The organism is Gammaproteobacteria bacterium (assembly GCA_011682695.1).
Classification (GTDB): domain Bacteria; phylum Actinomycetota; class Acidimicrobiia; order Spongiisociales; family UBA4744; genus BMS3Bbin01.
The window spans coordinates 1-21,259 of sequence record JAACED010000036.1; the positions used below are offsets into that span (position 1 = coordinate 1).

Genomic DNA, 21,259 nt, shown 5'->3' on the forward strand with positions numbered 1-21,259 from the left:
TGGCGAGATCCCATGATCCCAAGAAGTTGCCCGCACCGTCCAGCCCGCCGACGCCAGAGAGAAAGATCTCCGCGGTCTGCAGGGCAACATCAATGACAAGGGCCGATACCAGAACGATGAGAGCGACTCGCGAAGCAGCCCGCGGCAGGCCACTTGGGGGGATCTTCGATCCGTTGGTGGTTCCTTCTCTCGACGTGTCAGCGTCCAACGAGCATCCTCACCAGGAGAATCCTATCCTCCCTGGGCTCCTGGACGCCTCGCCTCACAGTCAGCACGACGCCGTGGCCGGCGAGCAGTGTGGTGATCGCGAACCGAAGGCACGTTTGGAAGACTCTGTGCCATCACCAATCGCGACGCGCTGCGTTTCCGTGGTGCGGAAACGATCGCTCTGAACCCGTTCCCGTGGCGTTTCGATGGATGATCCCGTTCCAGTGCCACGAGAACGGGTTCACGCTCTACGATGCGCCGATGCGTTTGCCCGAAGATCCCGCCGATCGTGCCCAGGCCGCCTTGGAGCGGGCAGTTGACGAAAAGCCCGGCGGCCACCGGCGAGTCGGCCAGATCGAGATGGCTCGCGCCGTCGCGGAAGCGATCGAGCAAGGTTCGCACCTCATCTGTGAGGCCGGTCCGGGGACCGGCAAGTCGTTCGGCTACATGATTCCGGCCATCGTGTCCGGGCAGAAGGTGATCGTCGCCACCGCCACCAAGAGCCTCCAGGATCAACTCGCCAAGAAGGACCTGCCGTTCCTCGCCGAGGCGATGGTCGGTCTCGGCATCACGTTCAGCTGGGCCGTCGTGAAGGGTCGCCAGAACTACCTCTGCAAGTCCCGGCTCGTGGAACGTCTCGAGAAAGAAGGTGTTGTCGCACAGCAGATCACTCTCGAGGGACTCGACTACGAGCTTCCCGAAGACCTGCGCCTGCTGGCCGAGTGGGCCGAGGGTCACCCGACGGGGGACCGGGACGATCTTCCCGCCCATCTGCCGGAAGGCGTGTGGGAGAGCGTCTCGGTGACCGGCATGGAATGCCCCGGCCGCGACCAATGTCCGCAGGCAGGCGACTGCTTCGCCATGGCCGCCCTCGACGCGGCGGCAGATGCCGACATCGTCATCGTCAACCACCACCTGTACGGCAATGACCTTGCGCTCGGAGGCGGGGTCGTGCTCCCCGAACACGATGTACTGATCGTCGACGAGGCCCATCGGCTCGAAGATACGATGGCTTCCGCCCTGGGGATCGAACTCGCCGAGGGACGCTTCTGGCAGGTGCAACGGTCCGCAGGCTCGTACCTGCGGACCCAGTCGGCACGCTCCAAGGCAGACAGGATCCTCCGACCGCTCGCCGATCGGACCAAACGGGTGCAGCAGTCCCTCGATCGTACCGACGTCGGTCGTGTCGATGGCACCGGAGCCCTTGGCGCCGTATTCTCTGCTGCCGCTTCCAGTCTGGCGGAGGTGACCAAGGCGATTCGTGCGTCGGAACCGACATCGCCCGGCGCTCTCGGGGCTCGTGCACGGGTACTGCGACTGGCGGGACACCTTGCCGGCGACGTCGGGATGGCCGTCGAACCGCCGGACGGATATGTGTCCTGGATCGAGCGTGACTCGGACCGAACCGCCTACCGGATTGCACCGGTCGAGGTCGGGCCGCTACTCGCCGAGCAACTCCTCGGCCGTGTTCCCGTGATCCTGACGAGCGCCACGCTGTCGGTCGCAGGATCGCTTGCGCCGCTCGCCGAAAGGCTCGGCTTCGAGGCGGCCGACGAATCCGGCCCGCTGCGATACAGGGCGTCGCAGGTCGAATCGCCGTTCGACTACCGGGCGCAGGGACGGGTGTATGTCGCTGCCAGACTTCCTGAACCTCGCTCTCCCGATTATCAGGACCGGGCCCTCGCGGAACTCGAGGAGTTGTTGCTGGCGTCAGGGGGCAGGGCGTTGGTCCTGACGACCAGCTACCGGATGCTCACGATCATCAGCGACCATCTCACTCGAGCGGTTCCCTTCGAGATCCTCACCCAGGGCGAGTTGCCGAAGCAGCGTCTCATCGAGCGGTTCGAGGAGGACGAGACCTCTGTCCTCGTTGCCACGATGGGATTCTGGGAGGGGCTGGACATTCCCGGTAGAGCCCTCGAACTGGTCGTGTTGGACAAGCTCCCGTTTCCCCGTCCCGACGAACCGCTCTGGCAGGCCCGACGCGAAGCAGCGGAGGCGGTAGGTCGGTCTGCGTTCATGACCGTTGACCTGCCCCGCGCAGCGATGCTGCTGGCTCAGGGCGCTGGGCGTCTGATCCGCACCACCAGTGACCGCGGGGTCGTGGCGATCCTCGACTCGCGGCTGTTCAAGCGTCGCTACGGGAGAGTGTTGCTGCGCTCGCTGCCACCGATGCCACAGACGACCTCACTGAAGACTGTCGAGGCGTTCCTTCGTCGATGATCGGTCAGCCTTCGGCAAGGAGATTCGCCAGCGCAGTGAGTTCGTCCTTGTGCCGCTCGACATACTCGTCCGTGATGTGTCGAAGGGCCATCATCGACGCCTCGGAGGCATCGTCCATGGCGATCTCGGTCGGCAGCGTCGGTTCGAACCGGTGATAGTGGTCTCCGAGAAGGTTCTTCAGCAGCTCATTGTGTAGGGAACTCTGGCCCCGATTGGCAGCTTCGAACATGTCCTCGGCCAGTCGCAGCCAGGAGTGGCCGGTGAACTCTTCGTAGCTGGTCATCCCGGCTTTGGGAATCCCGGTCCCGAGCGAGACCAGTCGAATCGTTCTGACGCGAATGCCACGCCAACCGGCCAACTCCATCGCTTCGGCGTAACCGATCATCGACGGGTTGTTCGCGAAGACGCCGCCGTCGATGAGGATGTGGTCGGAGCCGTCCGCCGAGACGAGGCGAAACGGGGGGAATATCGTGGGCGCGGCCGACGTCGCGCGGGCGATGTCCCTCATGAGATGATTCTCACTCGGCTCGGTCCGTGCCGCTCGGGAACGGAACAGCTTGGGGCTGCCCCTGTTGACGTCGTACGCCGTGACGATCACGTCGCGAATGGCATCGGACAGTCGGGCATCGCCGAACTGTTCTTCGAGTGCCCGCTCGAGCGGCGCGGGCGAGTACCGGGCGTTTCCGGCATCGGGATTGGAGCCAAACATCGCGGCCTGCATTCCCACCCGGGCGATCAACTCACGCAGGTCCTCTCGGCTGCGGGGAAAACTCAGCGCAGATTGAGGGAAGATGATCTTGCCGTGCCGTTCGTAGAAAGCACCGATGTCCTCCGCGGGGGCCGGTCTGCCGTTCTTGCCGGGGAGGACGAGGGCCATTGCGGCGATGCCGCCGATGGACGTGCCGACGATGATGTCGAACAGGTCGGCCGTGGGTCTGCCGGAGGCTTCCTCGAGAGCGGAGAGGATACGAGCCGGAATGATTCCCCGGATTCCACCGCCGTCGATGCTGAGTACCCGAATCGATCTCACGATGCTCAGGCTACTGCCGTCGCTCACTGTCGGTCGAGCGACCAATCGGGAAAGGTGCGCACAGGTACGCTTGTCGATCGAACCGATGAAGAACGTTCGAACCTCGGCGACATGATGCGTGTGCCCGGCCAGATCCGCGACGCCGTCCTCGCTCACGCGGCATTCTGTGCGCCCGAGGAGGCGTGCGGCCTGCTGGCGGGCGACGACGAGGGGAACCTGAAGATGGTCTACTGCCTGACGAACGTTCAACACTCTCGCGTCGCCTACACGGTTGACCCGGAGGAGCACTTCCGCGCTCTGCGGCACGCGGAGGCCAACGGCTGGAAACTGGTCGGAGCGTTCCACTCGCATCCGCACTCGGAAGCGTATCCGTCTGCCACCGACCGGCGGCTTGCGGCGGAACCCGACTGGATCTATCTGATAGCGTCTCTTGTCGGGCCGGATAGTCTGCGGCTGAGGGGATACTTCCTTCGAAGCGGCACCGTCGTGGAAGAACCACTCGAGATCGGGGATTGAGATGGCCGTAGTGGTGAGGATTCCGACCATTCTGCGGATGTACACCGACGGTGAGAGCACGGTCGAAGCGACCGGCGCCACGATCAAGGACGTCTTCATCGATATGGAGGCTCGTCACCCGGGCATTGGCGAGCGACTCATCGATATCGATGGCGACTTGCACCGTTTCGTCAACGTTTTCCTCGGCGACGACGACGTCCGCTATCTCGAGGGTCTCGAGACACCGGTGCCCGACGATGCCGAGATCATGATCATTCCAGCCGTCTCCGGGGGGTAGAGCTCAGACCGCCCACGTGCGGTATCGACACCGGGAACTCCGAACCCTGGGCTCAGGGGTACCCCAGGGGTACCCCTGAGCCCAGGGTTCAATTCGGGGTCGTCAGTCCACGCGTTCCCCCTACACTTGCCGTCATGCGTTTGACCGTTCTTGGATCCAACGGCACGTTTCCAACGCCCGGCCGTCCCACATCGGGCTACCTGATCAGGCATGCCGACACCCGGATCTGGGTCGACGCAGGCTCCGGGACGTTTGCTGCACTCCAGGCCGTGATCGACTACCGGACGGTCGATGCGCTCGTGGTGACCCACGTTCACGCCGACCACAGCGTCGACCTGTTCGGCTTCTACCACGCAGTCAAGTTCGGCCCCGGCGCAAAGGCCGGCATACCCGTGCTCTGTCCGGAAGGACTCCGAGAACAGGTGGTCCGCTACCTCGGAGGTCCTGGGCACGACCCCGGCGCAACGCTCGATTTTCAAGTTTGCGATGACGGGGCCACTGCAACGGTCGGAGCGATCGGTCTGGCGTTCGCCCGAACCGACCACGGGGTTCCCACGCTTGCAGTTCGAGCCGAGGCGGGCGGAAGGGTGCTCGTGTACTCCTCGGACACGGGTCCCGCCGGCGACTGGGCAAGGCTGGCCGAGCGTGCCGACCTGTTCGTGTGTGAGGCAACGTACCAGGGAGCCACGGAGGACAAGCCGTGGAGTCAGCACCTGACCGCGTCGGAGGCAGGGGAGATCGCGAGGAGCCAGGTCGTTGACAAGTTGATGATCACTCACGTGTGGCCGTTCCTCGACCCCGGTCGATCCGTGACAGAATCAGAAACGACATTCGGCAAACCGGTAGGCCTCGCGGTGCCGGGTATGACCGTCAAAGTTTGAAGGAGGGCCTGTGGCATCGAGAGAACGTCCCATCGACGAATTGCGGCCGGTACGGATCACGCAGGGGTACACGGAGATGACCCCGGGATCCGTCTTGATCGAGATGGGACGGACCCGCGTTCTCTGCACCGCTTCGATCGAGAACGAGGTGCCTCGCTGGATGCGAGGAAGCAAGAAGGGCTGGGTCACGGCCGAGTACGGGATGCTGCCCGGGTCCAGCAGTGAGCGCATCAGGCGAGACAACTATTCAGGCGGTCGATCAAAGGAAATCTCGCGGCTGATCGGTCGTTCGATGCGCTCGGTGGTTCGTCTCGAAGCCATGTCCGACATGATGATGCGCATCGACTGCGACGTACTTCAGGCCGACGGGGGAACCCGGTGCGCCGCGGTCACCGGGGCATGGATCGCCATGCACGACGCCTTCGAAGACGCCATCGCCAACGGAGCGTTGCGCGAGAGTCCGATCATCGATCGGGTTGCCGCCGTCTCCGTTGGCATCGTCGATGGGGAATCCCGGCTCGATCTCGACTACTCGGACGATGTTGCTGCCGACGTGGACATGAACATCGTGATGACCGGCAGGGGTTTGCTCGTCGAGGTCCAAGGCACCGCAGAGCGGGCCCCGTTTTCTCGCTCCGACCTGAACGACCTGCTCGACCTCGCAGACGGGGGGATCGCCGAACTGCTCGATCTGCAGCGTCAGGCGGCCGAGGCGTGAAGCTCGAACGACTCGTCGTCGCCTCGAAGAACCCGGACAAGGTGGGCGAGATCGAGGCCGTCTTGCGGGGGCTGGGCCTTGTCGATGCCGTTGTTCGAGATCTGGAATGGCCCGATGTCGAGGAGACCGGGACCACGTTGGAGGAGAACGCGTTGCTGAAGGCGCGGGCGGTCGCGGCTGCGGTGGGACTGCCCGCTCTCGCCGACGACACCGGCCTGGAGGTCGACGCCCTCGGGGGCGCGCCGGGAGTGCGGTCCGCACGATACGCGGGCCAGGACGCGACCTATGACGACAACGTGCGCCGGCTCTTGGCCGAGGTTGCCGATGCGCATGACCGGTCCGCCCGGTTCAGAACGGTCATGGTGCTGGCCTTCCCCGACGGGAGGGAGATCGTCGGGGAGGGCGTGCTGGAGGGCGAGATCATCGACGAGAGGAGAGGAACGTCCGGGTTCGGCTATGACCCGGTGTTCCTCGTGGATGGGAGAACGCTCGCCGAGATCGACCCTGAGGAGAAGAACGCGATCAGTCACCGGGGGCGTGCGCTTCATGCGCTCGCAGCCCGGCTCGCAACGGACGCATGACCACTGGGCAGAAAGCCGGGGGCCGTCGGGGGCTTGTGAACATCGTGCTCGCACTGGGCGCGTTGGCGTTCGCCGTCCATCTGCTGATGCCACGGGTGAGCGAACTGCCACAGGCCGTTGAGCACGTCAAGAGTGGTTCTCCATGGTGGCTGCTCGCCGCGGTGGTCGTGGCGGTGTTCACACGCATCGGGGGGACGATCTCGCTGATGGGCTCGCTCGAGGATAATCTGCCGTTCTGGCGGACGTTCGAGGTGCAGGTCGCTGCGTCGTTCACAGGATTGTTCGCACCCCAAGGTGTGGGGCTGGCGGCCATCAATGCCCAGTATCTCGAGAAGCGGGGCCACGACAGGACGGTCGCCATCACGGCCTCTGGGCTGAACTCCGTCGCAGGGTTCGCAGCGCATGTGCTGAGCGTTCTGGTCGCGGTGGCGCTGGTCGGACCGTCGATCGTTTCGCACCTGAGAACGCCGCCGCGGTGGTGGCTGCTCGCCGGAGGAGCACTGCTCGCCCTCGTTCTGGGGATGGCGGTGTGGACGCCTCTGGGACGCAAATGGCTCTGGAAGCCGGCCCTGCGAGCGGGGGCCGCCCTGTGGTCGACGGTGAGGCGACCGATCAGGACCGTTCAGCTGCTTGGCGGGTCGACGATCGTCACGGTCGCCAACGCGCTCACATTGGCGCTCGCCATGAACGCGTTCGGGCAGTCGGTGTCGGTGATCGATGTCGTCGCGGTGTATCTCGCAGCGGCGGCTGTTGCAGCGCTCGCTCCGACGCCGGGGGCTCTCGGCGCGCTGGAGGCGGCGCTGATTGCAGGGCTCACTGCGGTGGGTGTCGACGCCGGCATTGCCGTCGGCGGAGTGTTGGTCTATCGGCTATTCACATTCTGGCTGCCGATCGGTCCGGGGGTGTGGGCCGTACGTGACCTTCGCCAGCGGGGCCTGGTGTGATCCCCTCCGGTTCTCTCGACGCCTGAAGGGAACTATCCGGATCAAGCGTCACGAGAACGGAGAGGGGGGGTGTCGTACTGCGTTGTGTGGAGTTTGAAGACTCTGCTGACTACTCTCCGTGGCAGATCCTCAGGGGGACTGTGAGCGAGAACGCACTGACCGAGCCGACACTTTTCAGCGCGGCCTGGCGCTACCGGTGGCTGGTGGCCATCACAACGCTGGTGGCACTGGGGCTGGGCATTGCGTTTGTGATGCTCAGACCTCCGAAGACGATCTACACGGCGCGTGCCTCGCTGGTCGTCCAGGCGACGGCCGGTGGCCTGGATCTCGGAACATCGGGAAACCCGCAGCGGTTTGTTGCGAACCAGGTAGAGATCCTCAGATCGGCGGCGGTTTCCGAGCTCGCGAGTCAGATCCTCGAACAGCAGGATCCGCCGATCGTACTGACGCCAGAGGACGTCACCGCAAGCCTGCAGGTTGAGAGTTCTTCGAACAGCGACCTGATCGATGTCGTCTTCAGCGCAGCGGACGATCCCGTCGTGGCGGTGAGGACGGCCAACGCGGTGGTCGAGGCCTACAGGCAACTCGTGGCTTCGGAGAAGACTGCGGTGACTGCCGCCGCTCTCGAGCGGATCGACGCCCAGTTGGTGACGCTCGATGAGCGAGCGCAGACGCTCGCATCGCAGATAGCGGACAGGCTGGCCAAGGACACGGCGCTGATAGATCTTCGAAGTGAGTACGAAGATGCAATCGTCGAGGTCGTTTTGCTGGAGCGTGAAGCCCAGACGGCCGACATCACTCGGCTCGAAGAGATTCGGGCACGCTTGGGCGACCTGCGCAACCTGATCGCAACGTACCGAAGCGTACGGAGCATCGGCCGGGACGATCCTGAACTCGATGCACTCCAGGGGGAGCAGGACCAGATTCTCACGCGCAGGGACGCCCTGTTGGAGCGTCGCGACTCGATATCCATCGACGTCGAGTTGTCTCCCGACGTTGTCGCGTTCTCCTCGCCCGCACAAGTGGCGATGCCGTCGCCGGACTCGGGACCGGGGCGCGCTCTGGCGGTGGCAATCATGCTCGGCCTGTTCGGTGGAGTGGGTCTCGCCTACCTGTTCGCTTCTCGAGTCCGTGTGTTCCATGATCGCATGGAGCCCCAGGTCATCCTCGGCGCACCGCTGCTCGCCGACATCCCCGACTTCACGCAGGAGGGCCTCAAGACGCTCCTGCCCGTTCGGGATGAGCCACGGTCGGCATCGGCGGAGGCGTTCCGGTTCGCCGCGGCATCGCTGGAGCTGAAGATGACGAGGCAGAATGCGAAGTCGCTCGCGATCATCTCCCCGACACTCGGTGCAGGCAAGAGCACGGTGCTGGCGAATGCAGCCCTTGCCGCAGCCAGGCAAGGAAATCGTGTGCTTCTCATCGACGCCGACTTCGGAAACCAGGTGCTGACGGCGCTCCTGGCCGGTGACGAGGGTACGCAGGGGCCCGGTTTGACGGAGGTCGTGGGGGAAGGTCTGCCGCTCGATCGGGCCATCCGCCGGATCCAGGTTGGACCCGATCTGTTGCTCTCACTTCTGAGCAGGGGCAGGCAGCCGGTGGCTGCGGCGGATCTGCTCAGGTCCAGGGAGGCTCGAGGCCTCTTCGACACTGCCAAGGAAGAATTCGACTTGGTGCTCGTCGACGCTCCACCGCTGCTTCAGGTCGCCTACGCGAGCACCCTGGCCAGCCTCGTCGATACTGTCCTGGTACTCGTGGCTCATGGGGGTTCGGCCACACAGCTCGAAGAGGCGCGGAGTCGTTTGAACCTCATCGGAGTGCCGATTCTGGGATACGTGTACAACGGGTCGCCTCTCCGGAGAGAGATGACAATCTCGGAAGGCTCGACCGCCGACGTGCTCGGAGACATGAGTATGCCGAAGGACGATGGCGAGAAGCGCAAGTCCGGTTTCGTCAAGAGGTGGCAGCGCTGAGACTCCTCACTGCCCTGGAGTGGCTTTGGATCCGTTGACGGTGCTGCAGATTCATAATCGCTACCGGGAAGCCGGGGGCGAAGACGTGGTCGCATCAAAGGAACGCGATCTGCTCAGGGGGGCCGGACACGAGGTGATCGAGTACCAGGTCGAGAACCCGCGTGGCCCCGTTGCTGCAACCGCAACCCTGCTCGTGGCGCCGTGGAATCCCATGTCGGCCCGACGCGTGGGCGATGTCGTCAGGCAGCATCGCCCCGACGTGGCCCACATCCACAACACGTGGTGGGCGCTGTCTCCTTCGATCGTGCGCTCACTCGCGGCGACCGGGGTTCCGACCGTGGTGACGTTGCACAACTACCGCCTGATGTGCGCCAACGCGAAGCTGTTTCGTGACGGAGGGCCGTGTGAGGACTGTGTGGGTACCCATCCGTGGCGGGCGGTCAGGCAGGGCTGTTATCGGGATTCCGTCCCTGCATCGATCATGGCAGCGGCCGCCATCGAGTTGCCTCGGAGACTGCATACCTGGCGGAGCGTGGATCTCTTTCTGCCGCTCACGGAGTTTGCTCGTGAGCGGTTCATCGCCGGTGGGCTGCCGCCCGACAAGCTGTGGGTCAAGCCGAACTTCGTGGATGATCCTGGACAGCGTCGTGTGTCTCCGTCGGAGAGCAGTGTGGTGCTGTTCGTCGGGAGACTGAGTGCGGAGAAGGGGATCGAGGTCCTACTCGATGCCTGGCGAGACGCGGCGCCCGACCATTTGGAGCTTCTCATCGTGGGCGACGGTCCGCTCAGGGAAACCCTCGAAGGCTCTCCACCCTCGGGTGTACGGTTCCTCGGCCGGCTCCCGGCAGACCAGGTGCACGAACTCATGCTCGGTGCACGCGCCATGGCGTTTCCTTCCATCTGGTATGAGGGCCAGCCGATAGTGCTGCTCGAGGCGCTGGCCGCGGGGCTGCCGTTGGTCGTGTCGGCGATCGGTGGGATCCCCGACACGGTGGCGGATGAGCGAGCAGCCGTGGCAGTGCCGGCGGGCGATCGATCGGAGTGGGCGACGGCATTGGGTCGGTTGGCCGACAGCGATTGGGTCGATGACGCGGGCCTGCATGCGCGCCATGTGTTCGAGTCCCGTTATGCCCCTTGCCACGCCCTGGAGGCGCTCGTGGAGGCGTACAGGAGGGCAATGGGGAATCGGTGACGCCGAGTCAGCCCGTCTGTCGGCGTACCCGTTTGCCGCGAACGATGTCTCTGGTGAGGAGTATCAGGTAGGCCGGGTTGTTGAACAGGTATCGACGCCACATCTTGCGGGGTTGCCGGGACAGGCGGTGAAGCCATTCCAGACCGGCAGACTGCATCCAGGTGGGAGCGCGGGGCGTCGTTCCGGCTATGAAGTCGAAGGCCGCACCGACACCGAGTAGCGCCATGCCGGGCACCATGTGGCGGATACTGCGCATCCACAGCTCCTGTTTCGGCATGCCGAGCCCTACCCAAACAAGATCGGCGCCCGCTTCGTTTATCTTGTCGGCGGCAAGCCGGAGATCTTCGTCGGTTGGTGGCCGAAACGGTGGCGAGTAGGTTCCGACGACGATGGCTCCTGGAGCGATTCTCTCGGTGGCCTCGACCAGCTTGCCGAGGGTCTCCTCGGTGCTTCCACAAAAGAAGTGACGCCACCCGTGGGCGACGCCGTGTTCCAGGGCACGCTGCATAAACGATGGGCCATCGACCCTGCCTTGTGCGGTACAGCCTGCAGCGCGAAGTCCCCACACCACGGGAACGCCGTCGGGAGCCGCAATATCGGCATCGAGTAGGGCTGCTGCGACATCGGTGTCATGACGAGCCGTCATCACCGAATGCACGTTGCAGAAGGCAATGACCGTTGCCTTGTCGAGCGGACGGCTTCCCAGCAATTCGAGCACTTCTTCGCTGGATGTGGCCGAGATCGGCGTTCCGACCACGCTGATCCGATCCGGCCAAACGGTGCTCACGGGCGTCGGCGCTCCTGCCACCAGGTGATGGTCCTTCGCAGCCCTTCTTCGAGGTCGACCTGTGCTTCGAAACCGAAGTACTCCTTGGCACGCACGGTGTTGAGCATCCGTCGGGGCTGACCGTCCGGCTTGGTAGTGTCCCAGCGGATCTCTCCTTCGTAGCCCGTCAAGTCGGCGATCAGAGCCACGAGATCGCGGATGGCGACCTCACGTCCGCTGCCGATGTTGACGGGCGCGGAACCCTCGTACCCTTCGGTGGCAAGGACGATCGCCCGTGCCGCGTCTCCGACGTAGAGGAACTCGCGGCTGGCAGATCCGGTTCCCCACACCTCGACATGGGATGCACCGGTTTCGCGGGCATCGACGAACTTGCGGATGAGGGCAGGAATGACGTGGCTGGTTTCCAGATCGAAGTTGTCTCCGGGGCCATAGAGATTCACAGGGAGCAGATAGATACCGTTGAAATCGTATTGGTCTCTGTATGCCTGCAACATGACGAGGAGTGACTTCTTGGCGATGCCGTACGGGGCGTTGGTTTCCTCCGGGTAGCCGTTCCACAGGTCCTCTTCTCTGAAAGGCACCGGTGTGCATTTCGGATAGGCGCAGACGGTTCCGAGCTGCACCAGCTTCTCGACCCCGGCCCGGCGGCTCTCCTCGATCACGTTGATGCCCATGGTCGCGTTGGCGTAGAAGTAGCGTCCCGGATTGGCGCGATTGGCGCCGATGCCGCCCACTTCTGCCGCGAGATGCAGAACAACATCGGGGCGAGTGTCCGCCATGAGCGCACGAACCGCCTGTTGCTCGGTCAGGTCGTAGTCGCCGTGGCGGGGAACCACCAGGTCGATGGGGCGTTGTCGAAGAAGGTCACAGACGTATGTGCCCAGGAATCCGGCACCGCCGGTCACCATGACCCGCTTGCCTGCCAGGTCGGTCACTCGGGTCTCCCGTTGCGCCACTCGATCTGCTTGAGACCGGCGTCGACCAGGGTCCGCTCCTGTTCGGCCAACTCGAGATCCGAGTTGATCATCATCTGCACCAGCTCCGAGAATCCCACCTTTGGCTCCCAGCCGAGAACTCGGTGAGCCTTGGAGGCATCACCCTGGAGGATGTCGACTTCGGCCGGTCGCAGGTATCGCTCATCGATACGGACATGATCGCGATAGTCGAGGTCGAGCAGGCCGAAGGCCGCCTCGCAGAATTCGCGTACCGAATGGCGTTCGCCTGTGGCGATCACATAGTCGTCGGGAAGGTCTTGCTGCAGCATCAGCCACATGGCCCGCACGAAGTCACCGGCGAATCCCCAGTCACGCTCCGCGTCGAGGTTGCCGAGGAAGACGTAATCCTGAAGGCCGAGCTTGATGCGGGTTGCAGCGCGAGTGATCTTGCGGGTCACGAATGTCTCGCCCCTCCTGGGGGACTCGTGATTGAAGAGGATGCCGTTACCGGCGAAGAGTCCGTACGCCTCGCGGTAGTTGACCGTCTGCCAGAACGAGTACACCTTTGCCACGCCGTACGGGCTCCGCGGATGAAACGGTGTTCGTTCGGACTGCGGGGTTTCCGCAACCTTTCCGAACATCTCGGATGAAGAGGCCTGGTAGAACCGCACCGGTGAGCCGAGTTGCCGGATGGCTTCGAGGAGACGCAGCGTGCCGACCGCATCGATGTCCGCCGTGTAGATGGGGTTCTTGAACGAGACTCCCACGTGGGACTGGGCGCCGAGGTTGTAGATCTCCGTCGGCTCGATGTCCTGAAGAAGATGGACGAGGCTGTTGCCGTCGGCCAGGTCGCCGTAATGCAGGAACAGGTTCGCCGATTCGCTGTGAGGATCGATGTAGAGATGGTCGATGCGTTCGGTTGCGAACGTGCTCGAGCGACGGATCAGGCCGTGCACTTCGTACCCGCGACCGAGCAGGAACTCGGCGAGGTACGATCCGTCCTGTCCGGTGATTCCGGTGATGAGCGCACGCCCCGGCAATACACACCTCCCACCACCCAGAGTAGTGGGGGCACTGCGGGTGGTGCAACCTCTAACCTGCATCTGTGGGACACGCTGCGAGACGACTCGAACACCGATGACTGAGATACCGCCACAACAAGCAGACCCGCAGCGGCGCCACCGGCGCGGTCGATTCGTCGTCCTGGTGGGGCCCGACGGTGTGGGCAAGACCACCGTGGCGCGCCATCTGCTGCGCCTCGCGGAAGGTTCCACCGCCTACTTCCACTTCCGGCCGCTGATCTTGACGCCGATGGCCGCCGGCCCTCCCGAGGCAATGGAAGCGGCGCGGGACAAGGGCTCGGTCCGAGGCTCGATGGTGCTCGGATGGGTGAGGATCATACGGAACCTGTTGCGATTCTGGGTCGGGTACGTGTTCAGGGTTCGACCTGCGCTGGCCAGAGGCACGTTGGTCGTGGGAGATCGATGGGCATACGGCTACCTCGTGCAACCCGCGGCGCTGAAGTTCTACGGGCCACCTTGGGTGGCCCGGTGGATACTCGCGTTGTTCCCTCGCCCAGATCTCGTCGCGAATCTCGCGGCACCGGCCGAGGTGATTCACGTGCGCAAGACGGAGCTGTCACTCGAGCAAATCGAAGGGGAGTTGGAGGGGTGGGCTCAGCTCCCCGTCGTGAAGTTGCGGACCATCGATGCCGGGCAGACACCGGATCAGGCTGCCACGGCGATCATGAAAGCGCTCGAAGCATGACCGAGCAGTACCGAGCATTCCCTCCCGGCCGTGGCCACCTGAAGATTCCGGTGTCGTCGCGTCGTGCTGCACGAGCGGGCCTGGCGATGTATGCGCCGTGCCGGCCAAAGGGGGTGCTCGCGCGGTGGGTGGCGTGGCGTATCGTGGGCGTACTGGGTGCCGGCGCGCTGCCGGGGCACCCGACGACATGGAAGCCCCCGATGTCGGAGGCGATGTGGGCGGCCCTTGTGACCGAGTGGGCAGATGTTGCCGGCCGCTTCGACGGTGTCGCGGTCCACGAGCGGTTGCAGGCGTCTCGATCGGGATTCGCCGTGATGCTGCTCAAAGAGGGTGATCCGCTCGCCTTCGTGAAGGTGCGTGAAGGTGACGGAACGTCGATCGACAACGAGTTCCGGGCCCTGGGTGCGGTCGCGAACCACGAACCGGGGGCCTTTGTCGTGCCGCGGCCGGTGACAACAGGCGAGGTGGGAGGCTGGCACTACCTCATGACCTCGTCTCTGGCCCCTGAGTTGCACCGGATGCCGGTGCACCCACCACTCGGCCGGGTACTCGAGGATGTGCGCAATGGCCTCTCGTCTCTGGGCCGGCCCACAGATACTCCCGCCCACTGGGAACCGATGCACGGTGACTTCACTCCGTGGAACCTGCGCGAATGCAGGGGTGGGTCGCTGTTTCTCATCGACTGGGAAGATGCCGGCTGGGCTCCTCCGGGGGCCGACGAGGTGCTGTACCGGGCGGTTGAAGCGATGCTGACCGGGAAGCACCGGGTCGATGCCGGTTCCCGCGAGGCGCGGACGTTCTGGGTGGAACGGCTGCGAGGGAGGCAAGTCGCGACGGCAGACGACCAAGACGCGGGAGTGGTGGAGGCGCTACTGGGACTGCTCGACGACTGAGGGTGGTACCGGCGCGATCTGTCGCGTCTTCATCGGTGAGGCTCGAAGATGGTCGACATCGCTGATGCCGATGAGGCATGCGAGCAGGATCAGGTCGGCGTTGACCCAACCTCCGAAGCCGAGGCTCACGAACGTGTGGAGCAGGAGGGGGACGATCAGGATCGCGATCGGCGTATCGTGCTTCGCAGCGAGGTTGCGGAAGCTCCAGATCGCGACTCTCACGACGGGGATGAGCAGGAAGACCGCGCCGATGATCCCCACACCGAGCAGAACCTCCAGGTAGCCGTTGTGCACACTCGAGGCCATGTCTTCGCCGATCCGTTGGAGGGCAGCCCACCGGCCACCGGCGCCGTAGCCGAAACCGGTGAGCGGATGTGCCGCGGCGGTCTTGAGTGCGGAACTCCACCAGGTCAATCGTCCGCTCCACGTCGTGACGTTGATGGCCGCCTGGTCGCGTGTGACGGCGCCCCAGATCAATCCCCAGTTCGACCAGATGATCAGCGCGGCCGACGGTCCGATGAACAGCAGCAGCAGGCTCCGCCGGTGCACCCAGAGCAAGACGGCCACGGCCACGACCCAGATGACGAGGCCCTGGCGGCCCGACGCCAGCAAGATGGCCACCGTTCCGAACAGGGCGGCGGTTGCCCAGCCGGCCTTTGCCCGGCGGGTCACAGAACCGAAGAACGAGGCAATGGCATAGACCACGATGAGAGCCCCGCTCGCCGACAGAGCGTTCGGATGGGAGAACGGACTCCCCATGGAAGCGGCCGTGATGAAGCCAGGCCGCGTGTCGCCCGAATGGAACGCGCCCGGCAGTAGGAAGAAACCGATGACCGCCACGAGGACGAGGGCCGCCTCCAGCAGCACGACGAGGCGCACTGTGGAGCGGAACTCGTCTCTGGGGTTCGGGCCGGTTGCCATCAGGCAGACGGCCGTCAGCGCGGCAGCCAACTCCATGGCCTTTCCGACAGTGACGATTGCGGCAATCGAATACAGTGCCGAGATCGCGGCGATGGCACCGTACAGCACCAACGCGGTGAGGCCCGGTGACCTCATCGTCCTTCCGCTGCGAACCTTCTGGTACAGCACCGGCGCAGCAATCAGCAGGGCCATGACATCGAGTACACCCCGCAAGACTCGTTCGATAACGACGGGATTTGCCAGTACTTCGTCGGCTGTGGCGGCTCCCGCAAAGCTGTGGGATCCCAGGAGAACCAGCACGATGGCCCATTGAGCTCGCGAGTAGCCAAGCTTGCCGGTCCTGAAGAAGGAGCGCCAACCATGGGGCGCCAAGGCAACCAGCGCGATCACCCAGATCGCGGCCGTCCAAGTGAGTCCTCGCAAGCCGACTACCTCCCGAAGTCAAGTGGATCCTCACCGGAGAGTAGCGCTACGAGGCTGTACCACCACGGCTTGCACACCGAGGCTCGCAGGCGTGACCTATGCTGGATCGTTCCCGATCCGAGGCTGGTCGTTGAAGGTTCTCCTCTCTGCATACGCGTGTGAGCCGGGCAAGGGCTCTGAACCGGAAGTGGGGTTGCGGGCGATGCTCGCCGTCGCCTCTCGGCATGAGGTGTGGGTGCTCACTCGCTCCAACAACATCTCGGTGCTCACGGAGTTCCTGCAGTCGCACCCCCTCCGGGACCGGATCCACCTGGTTGGTATGGAGGCGTCGGATCGTGCGGTGTCCCTCAAGAGGAAGGGGCTGTTACCGGTGCAGATCTACTACGACCTCTGGCAGCGGTCTGCGGGTCGGATCGCACGGAGGCTGGACGAAGAGGTGGAGTTCGATCTCGTACATCACGTCACGTTTGCGTCGTTCTGGTCCCGTACGGGTGTTGCCACACTGAACCGGCCATTGGTGTGGGGACCTGTTGGCGGGGGGGTGGCGGTTCCCCGGCACTTCACACGGTTGCTGGGGTGGCGAGGTGTGGCCGGCGAGATGGCGCGTGCGATCGTTCGCGGGCCGGCCGGATGGGCGCACAACCCGGCGCGGAACCGGGCGGCGCCAACCTTGGTGCTGGCCCAGAACAGGGAGACTGCCCGAAAGCTGGGCGGCTTCTCTGATGTGCGGGTTCTGTCGAACGCGACCGTCGTATCGCTGCCTGCAACCATCACCGATGGCTCTCGCACGAAAGAGGTGGCATTTGTCGGACGGCTCGTCCCCTGGAAGGCGGGGACACTGGCAGTGCGCGTGATGAACCATGTGGCCGATCCGGACGCGGTTCTCGTGGTCTACGGGCAAGGCCGGGATGCCGCGCGCATCCAGAGGCTCGCGAGAGCACGGGGAGTCAAAGTGCGCTTCGAGGGACAGCTGTCGAGGGACCGCCTTCTCGACAGCGTTGCTCGTTCCTCGGTTCTCCTGCACGTTGCACTGCACGAAGAGGCCGGACTCGCGGTGGCCGAGGCGCTGTCACTGGGCACTCCGGTCGTGTGCCTGGATCATGGTGGGCCTTCGGAACTCGTTCGTCGATGGGGATCGACTCCCTCGGTTGCCGTACCGCCGTCTTCCCCCGAGGCAACCGCGCGCCAACTCGCCGTCGCCGTCGAAGGGTTCCTGGCCGCCCCTGCGGAGATTCGCAGAAGTCCACTCGCACCGGACCCGACCTTTCGTTCTGAGATCCTCCGAGCGTACGAGGACCTGCTGCGGTCGAGATGATGCTCAGTGCTCGGGCTTGTCGAAACGACTCGACATCGCCTCGATGATGTTGCGGGCGGCGTCATCGATCTCTCGATCCTGCTCGACCGTGAAGTCCGGCCTGGGTCGGAAGCCGTGCGGGGCGACTCCCCAGCTGATCACGATTCCGGGCCGTAGCCGGATCGGCTGCACCGTCTGGAAGTACCAGCGCCATGTCGCGAAAACAGCGGCGGGAAGGCGGCTTGCCGCCGAGCGAACCAGGACTGCGCCGAATCGATCGGCAAGCGCGACGGCGAGGCCTTCTCGGTTTCCGGGACAGTGGACCCAGAACCCGACAGGGGTTGTGAGCCGGCCAAGGAGGCGCGAGATCCTTGGCAGGGGACTCCAGATCCTGGAGATGTTCAGCGATTGCCCGGTGATGTGTGCTGCGAGGTGCCTTGAAGTGACAAGACGGCGAACGGCGTCATCGGTCTCTGTGTCCGGCACGGCGTCGATCTCGGCTTTCAGCTCGTCGACCCGGTCCGTCTGCCCCTTGCGGTAGCGCTTCGAGAACAGATAGATGGACAACTCGAGCGGTCCGACGATCGGGAAGGGTTCTCCAGGTCGGGAGGACTCGAGCAAGGCATGGGATCGGATCGAGTAGTGCCCCAGACCCTTCGGGTCGTACAGCATGTCCACTTGGGCTCCAGCTACTCCGGCAGTGTCAAAGAAGAATGTTGTCGCCGTTCCGCCCACGTCATAGTGCCACAGGGCGGCCGGCCGGACTCCTCGAGCCTCGAGTTCCCTCGCTGCCCTCTTGAGCGCTACGCGCGGTGGAACGCCGACAACGATATCGATATCGCCGGTCGGTTCATGAGCGAGGAGAGCATCGGGCTGTTGCAGCAAAGCCAGGTCGGTACCGGTGGCTTCCAGAGAGTGGAGGACTGCAGTTGCTATGCGAGGATCGGTCGTTGGCATGGGACCTCTTGGCTCAGACAGACGTTAGCTCAGCGCGAGGCGACGGCCGTCCAGAAGCGTGCGAACATGCCGGCGAGCACATCCGGGGTGAATCGTTCCTCAACCCAGTTTCTTGCAGCCTCGCCCTTCTCGCGGCGCTCACCAGGATCTTCTACGAGACAGGTCAACGCTTCGGCGAGCGACGCGACATCGAGTTCGCGAACGACAATGCCGCCTTTGCCCACAACCTCAGGCAGTGATCCGGAGTCGCTGGCGATCACCGGTGTCCCGGCCAGCATGGCTTCGATGACGACCCTGCCGAACTGCTCGGTCCATCCCGGGGTGGTGAGCGAGGGCACGGCGAGGAGATCGAGGCCGGCCATGACGGCAGGGATCCGGTCCGGAGGAACCGGCCCTTGGAACACGACCGGCAGATGAAGCTCGGAGGCCAGGGCCCTCAGGGACGCCTCTTGGGGTCCCGAGCCGAATATGTGCAACCGGGCGTTCGGCAGCCCGGCTGCGGAGAAGGAGTGGAACAACCAGTCGAGGCCCTTCGCGGGCATGAGGCGCCCGACATAGCCAACGGCGACTTCGTCCTTCATTCCGAACTCGTTTCGTAGCCGCTCGCGCTCGAGGGCCGCACGCCGGAACGGCTCCGGGCTCGGGAGACGAGAAGGGGCGACGAGTGTTGGGGTCCCTGCCGGAAGACCGTGCCGGTGAGCGAGCCGCACGCCGTCCTGATTCCAGGAAGTGAATCCCGAGAGTTTGCCGAGGATTCTTCGTGCCCTGCGCAGGCGGATGCCGTTTTCGATCCAGCTTCCGTGAACCCACAGGTTGTCTGCCCCGTGACCGACTACGCGATGGTCATCGAGTCCGACCTGGGAGTAGAAGAGCGCCCACGGCTCAGAGGCAACATGGATGACGTCGGGCTTCAACTCCCGGATGAGGCGTGTGAGACCTGGATAGACCCACCAGAGCGATCCGCGAGCGACCCAGCCTCGAGGTGAGAACAGCGATACGGCGACGTTCTCGGGCTTCTGGGGCACCCACCAGTTCTGTTTGGGGCTCCTCAGAGTCCCCGCCAGGTGCAGGTCGACCCCATGGTGATGCATGCGATCCCAGTGCGCCATCTGTGAGGGGAGCAGGGGACCCTCGACGACGAGGACCTTCACGTTTGCTGCTTGCCCCATGCTGCCGACCACTCGCGCATGCTAGTGCCTCGACCGGCAACCTCTTGCGGCGTTCTGCCGGCCAGGAACGCCGCTCGCTGCGGTCTCCGCCTCGACGCACCTGAAGGTGCGCCTTCGTTGTGCGGCCTTGCCATCGGCGTTCCTGCCTCGGCATCGACACCCCGAAGGTTACTGGCCAAGGCACTAGTTGGCGCACTGTCCAGGGTCGGGTGCTTTACCATCCTGTGTCGGACAAGGATGGAGGTCAACGTGGGAGACTCGTGTTTCCCTGGCACCACAGGTGGCGGCAGGAGTCCTCGCGATCGAGTCGTCCGCGTACTGCTCCTGGGCGCGGCCGTGCTCGCGGTCCTTGCAGCCGGGGGTGCAGCGCTCGTCCAGAAGCCGATTGATCCCGCGCTCCGGCTTCCCTCGAGCCTGTTCGTCTCGTCCGTGCCGCCTCCGGTGTGGGCGGACGCCCTGGTGGCGTCTACGACGTCGACGACGCGTGGGTTGGTGTCTGGTGGGGTTGAGGTGTTTCCGGGTGATTCGTTGCAGGGGTTGGTGGATGCGTATACGTTTGTGATTAAGGCGGGGGTGCATCGGGGTCAGCAGGTGGTGCCTAAGGATGGGGATGTGTTTGTTGGTGAGTCGGGTGCGGTGTTGTCGGGTGAGGGTGTGGCGGAGTTTGCGTTTGGTGCTGGTGGTGTGGGGGTGACGGTGACTGGGTTGGTGATTGAGAAGTATGCGACGCCGACGCAGGAGGGTGTGATTCGTGCTGGTGGTGGTGCGGCGGATTGGGTGGTTTCGGATAATGAGATTCGGTATAACGGTGGGACGGGGATTCGTGCCGGGTCGGGGTGGAGGGTGAGTGGCAATTATGTGCATCACAATGGCCAGTTGGGGGTGTTTGGTGCTGGTGGGGGGATTGTGATTGAGGGGAATGAGATCGCGTTCAATAACACGGAGAATGTGGATTCGCATTGGGAGGCTGGGGGTTCGAAGTTTGTGCACACGGTGAATCTGGTGGTGCGGGGTAACTATGTGCATGACAACAAGGGTCCGGGGTTGTGGACTGATGGGAACAACATTTATACGTTGTATGAGAACAATCGGGTGGTCGATAACTATGGGCCGGGGATCGATCATGAGATCAGTCATGATGCGGTGATTCGCAACAATGTGGTTGAGGGGAATGGGTTTGGGTGGACTGGTTGGGTGGATGGTGCCGGGATTCTGGTGAATACGTCTCTGAATGTGGAGGTGTATGGGAACACGGTCCGGTACAACAATGATGGGATTGCGGCGATCCATACGGATCGGAGTGCGTCGACGACGACGTATGGGCCGTATGCGTTGAAGAATCTGTGGGTGCATGACAACGTGATCGTGATGAATGCCGGTCAGACCGGTGTGGTGACGACCACGAGTGATCCGGTGTTCGGTGCCGAGTGGAACAACCGGTTTGATCGCAACACGTACACGCTCGGATCCGGGGACAGCTACTACCGGTGGGGTGGTGCGACCATCACGGTCAGCCAGTGGAGAGCCTACGGTCAAGACCCCAACAGCACCTGGAAATAGCAGGCAACACG

The 21,259-nt window shown here is 64.0% G+C and carries 20 protein-coding genes; 13 read left to right on the plus strand and 7 right to left on the minus strand.

Annotation, left to right across the window (positions count from 1 at the left end; translation table 11 throughout):
* Positions 1 to 468: 468 nt before the first annotated feature.
* A complete protein-coding gene (locus GWP04_08215) occupies positions 469 to 2,430 on the plus strand; it encodes a hypothetical protein (GenBank protein NIA25542.1) in 1,962 nt (653 codons plus the stop codon).
* A gap of 4 nt (positions 2,431 to 2,434) precedes the next feature.
* Here GWP04_08215 and GWP04_08220 read toward each other — a convergent pair whose 3' ends face one another.
* On the minus strand, positions 2,435 to 3,460 hold the full coding sequence (locus GWP04_08220) for a hypothetical protein (GenBank protein ID NIA25543.1): 1,026 nt from the start codon (positions 3,458 to 3,460) through the stop codon (positions 2,435 to 2,437).
* Between the two features lie 111 nt (positions 3,461 to 3,571).
* On the opposite strand from GWP04_08220, the gene GWP04_08225 reads away from it, so the two are divergent.
* The 8 genes from GWP04_08225 to GWP04_08260 all read left to right on the plus strand — a co-directional run bounded on the left by GWP04_08225 (position 3,572) and on the right by GWP04_08260 (position 10,542).
* Positions 3,572 to 3,976, plus strand: coding sequence for a hypothetical protein (locus GWP04_08225; protein NIA25544.1), 405 nt, complete (start codon positions 3,572 to 3,574; stop codon positions 3,974 to 3,976).
* A gap of 1 nt (position 3,977) precedes the next feature.
* Complete coding sequence (locus tag GWP04_08230; protein NIA25545.1) at positions 3,978 to 4,253, plus strand: molybdopterin synthase sulfur carrier subunit; 276 nt, start codon at positions 3,978 to 3,980, stop codon at positions 4,251 to 4,253.
* 134 nt (positions 4,254 to 4,387) lie between these two features.
* The gene (locus GWP04_08235; protein ID NIA25546.1) at positions 4,388 to 5,134 is read left to right on the plus strand and encodes an MBL fold metallo-hydrolase; all 747 of its coding nucleotides are present in this window, start codon (positions 4,388 to 4,390) and stop codon (positions 5,132 to 5,134) included.
* Between the two features lie 10 nt (positions 5,135 to 5,144).
* Entirely contained in the window at positions 5,145 to 5,852 is a 708-nt protein-coding gene (locus GWP04_08240) for a ribonuclease PH (GenBank protein ID NIA25547.1), read from the plus strand.
* A complete protein-coding gene (gene rdgB / locus GWP04_08245; GenBank protein ID NIA25548.1) occupies positions 5,849 to 6,433 on the plus strand; it encodes an RdgB/HAM1 family non-canonical purine NTP pyrophosphatase in 585 nt (194 codons plus the stop codon). The genes GWP04_08240 and rdgB overlap by 4 nt, the downstream gene beginning before the upstream one ends.
* Positions 6,430 to 7,377 carry a hypothetical protein gene (locus GWP04_08250; GenBank protein NIA25549.1) on the plus strand — a complete coding sequence of 316 codons (948 nt, stop codon included), beginning with the start codon at positions 6,430 to 6,432 and terminating at the stop codon, positions 7,375 to 7,377. The genes rdgB and GWP04_08250 overlap by 4 nt, the downstream gene beginning before the upstream one ends.
* 140 nt (positions 7,378 to 7,517) lie before the next feature.
* A complete protein-coding gene (locus GWP04_08255) occupies positions 7,518 to 9,350 on the plus strand; it encodes an AAA family ATPase (GenBank protein ID NIA25550.1) in 1,833 nt (610 codons plus the stop codon).
* 40 nt (positions 9,351 to 9,390) lie between these two features.
* Complete coding sequence (locus GWP04_08260; protein NIA25551.1) at positions 9,391 to 10,542, plus strand: glycosyltransferase; 1,152 nt, start codon at positions 9,391 to 9,393, stop codon at positions 10,540 to 10,542.
* 7 nt (positions 10,543 to 10,549) lie between these two features.
* Here the strand turns inward: GWP04_08260 and GWP04_08265 are convergent, their stop codons facing one another.
* The 3 genes from GWP04_08265 to gmd are packed head-to-tail and all read right to left on the minus strand — an operon-like array spanning position 10,550 to position 13,367.
* Entirely contained in the window at positions 10,550 to 11,329 is a 780-nt protein-coding gene (locus tag GWP04_08265; protein ID NIA25552.1) for a WecB/TagA/CpsF family glycosyltransferase, read from the minus strand.
* Positions 11,326 to 12,237: an NAD-dependent epimerase/dehydratase family protein gene (locus tag GWP04_08270; protein ID NIA25553.1), complete on the minus strand. Its 912-nt coding sequence runs from the start codon at positions 12,235 to 12,237 to the stop codon at positions 11,326 to 11,328. Before GWP04_08270 ends, GWP04_08265 begins: the two co-directional genes overlap by 4 nt.
* A 23-nt stretch (positions 12,238 to 12,260) precedes the next feature.
* Positions 12,261 to 13,367 carry a GDP-mannose 4,6-dehydratase gene (gmd, locus tag GWP04_08275; GenBank protein NIA25554.1) on the minus strand — a complete coding sequence of 369 codons (1,107 nt, stop codon included), beginning with the start codon at positions 13,365 to 13,367 and terminating at the stop codon, positions 12,261 to 12,263.
* 34 nt (positions 13,368 to 13,401) lie between these two features.
* Here gmd and GWP04_08280 point away from each other — a divergent pair, with 34 nt between their 5' ends.
* Both GWP04_08280 and GWP04_08285 read left to right on the plus strand, forming a co-directional pair.
* Entirely contained in the window at positions 13,402 to 14,031 is a 630-nt protein-coding gene (locus GWP04_08280; protein ID NIA25555.1) for a hypothetical protein, read from the plus strand.
* Complete coding sequence (locus tag GWP04_08285; protein ID NIA25556.1) at positions 14,028 to 14,924, plus strand: hypothetical protein; 897 nt, start codon at positions 14,028 to 14,030, stop codon at positions 14,922 to 14,924. Before GWP04_08280 ends, GWP04_08285 begins: the two co-directional genes overlap by 4 nt.
* Here the strand turns inward: GWP04_08285 and GWP04_08290 are convergent.
* Entirely contained in the window at positions 14,901 to 16,268 is a 1,368-nt protein-coding gene (locus GWP04_08290) for a hypothetical protein (GenBank protein ID NIA25557.1), read from the minus strand. The two genes, GWP04_08285 and GWP04_08290, sit on opposite strands and share 24 nt — an antisense overlap.
* A 91-nt stretch (positions 16,269 to 16,359) precedes the next feature.
* Here GWP04_08290 and GWP04_08295 point away from each other — a divergent pair, with 91 nt between their 5' ends.
* On the plus strand, positions 16,360 to 17,583 hold the full coding sequence (locus tag GWP04_08295) for a glycosyltransferase (protein NIA25558.1): 1,224 nt from the start codon (positions 16,360 to 16,362) through the stop codon (positions 17,581 to 17,583).
* A 3-nt stretch (positions 17,584 to 17,586) separates the two neighbouring features.
* Here the strand turns inward: GWP04_08295 and GWP04_08300 are convergent, their stop codons facing one another.
* Together GWP04_08300 and GWP04_08305 are read right to left on the minus strand one after the other, a co-directional pair.
* Entirely contained in the window at positions 17,587 to 18,519 is a 933-nt protein-coding gene (locus GWP04_08300) for a hypothetical protein (GenBank protein NIA25559.1), read from the minus strand.
* Between the two features lie 29 nt (positions 18,520 to 18,548).
* Complete coding sequence (locus GWP04_08305) at positions 18,549 to 19,670, minus strand: glycosyltransferase (GenBank protein NIA25560.1); 1,122 nt, start codon at positions 19,668 to 19,670, stop codon at positions 18,549 to 18,551.
* 267 nt (positions 19,671 to 19,937) lie between these two features.
* Here GWP04_08305 and GWP04_08310 point away from each other — a divergent pair, with 267 nt between their 5' ends.
* On the plus strand, positions 19,938 to 21,248 hold the full coding sequence (locus GWP04_08310) for a hypothetical protein (GenBank protein ID NIA25561.1): 1,311 nt from the start codon (positions 19,938 to 19,940) through the stop codon (positions 21,246 to 21,248).
* The last annotated feature ends 11 nt before the right edge of the window (positions 21,249 to 21,259 follow it).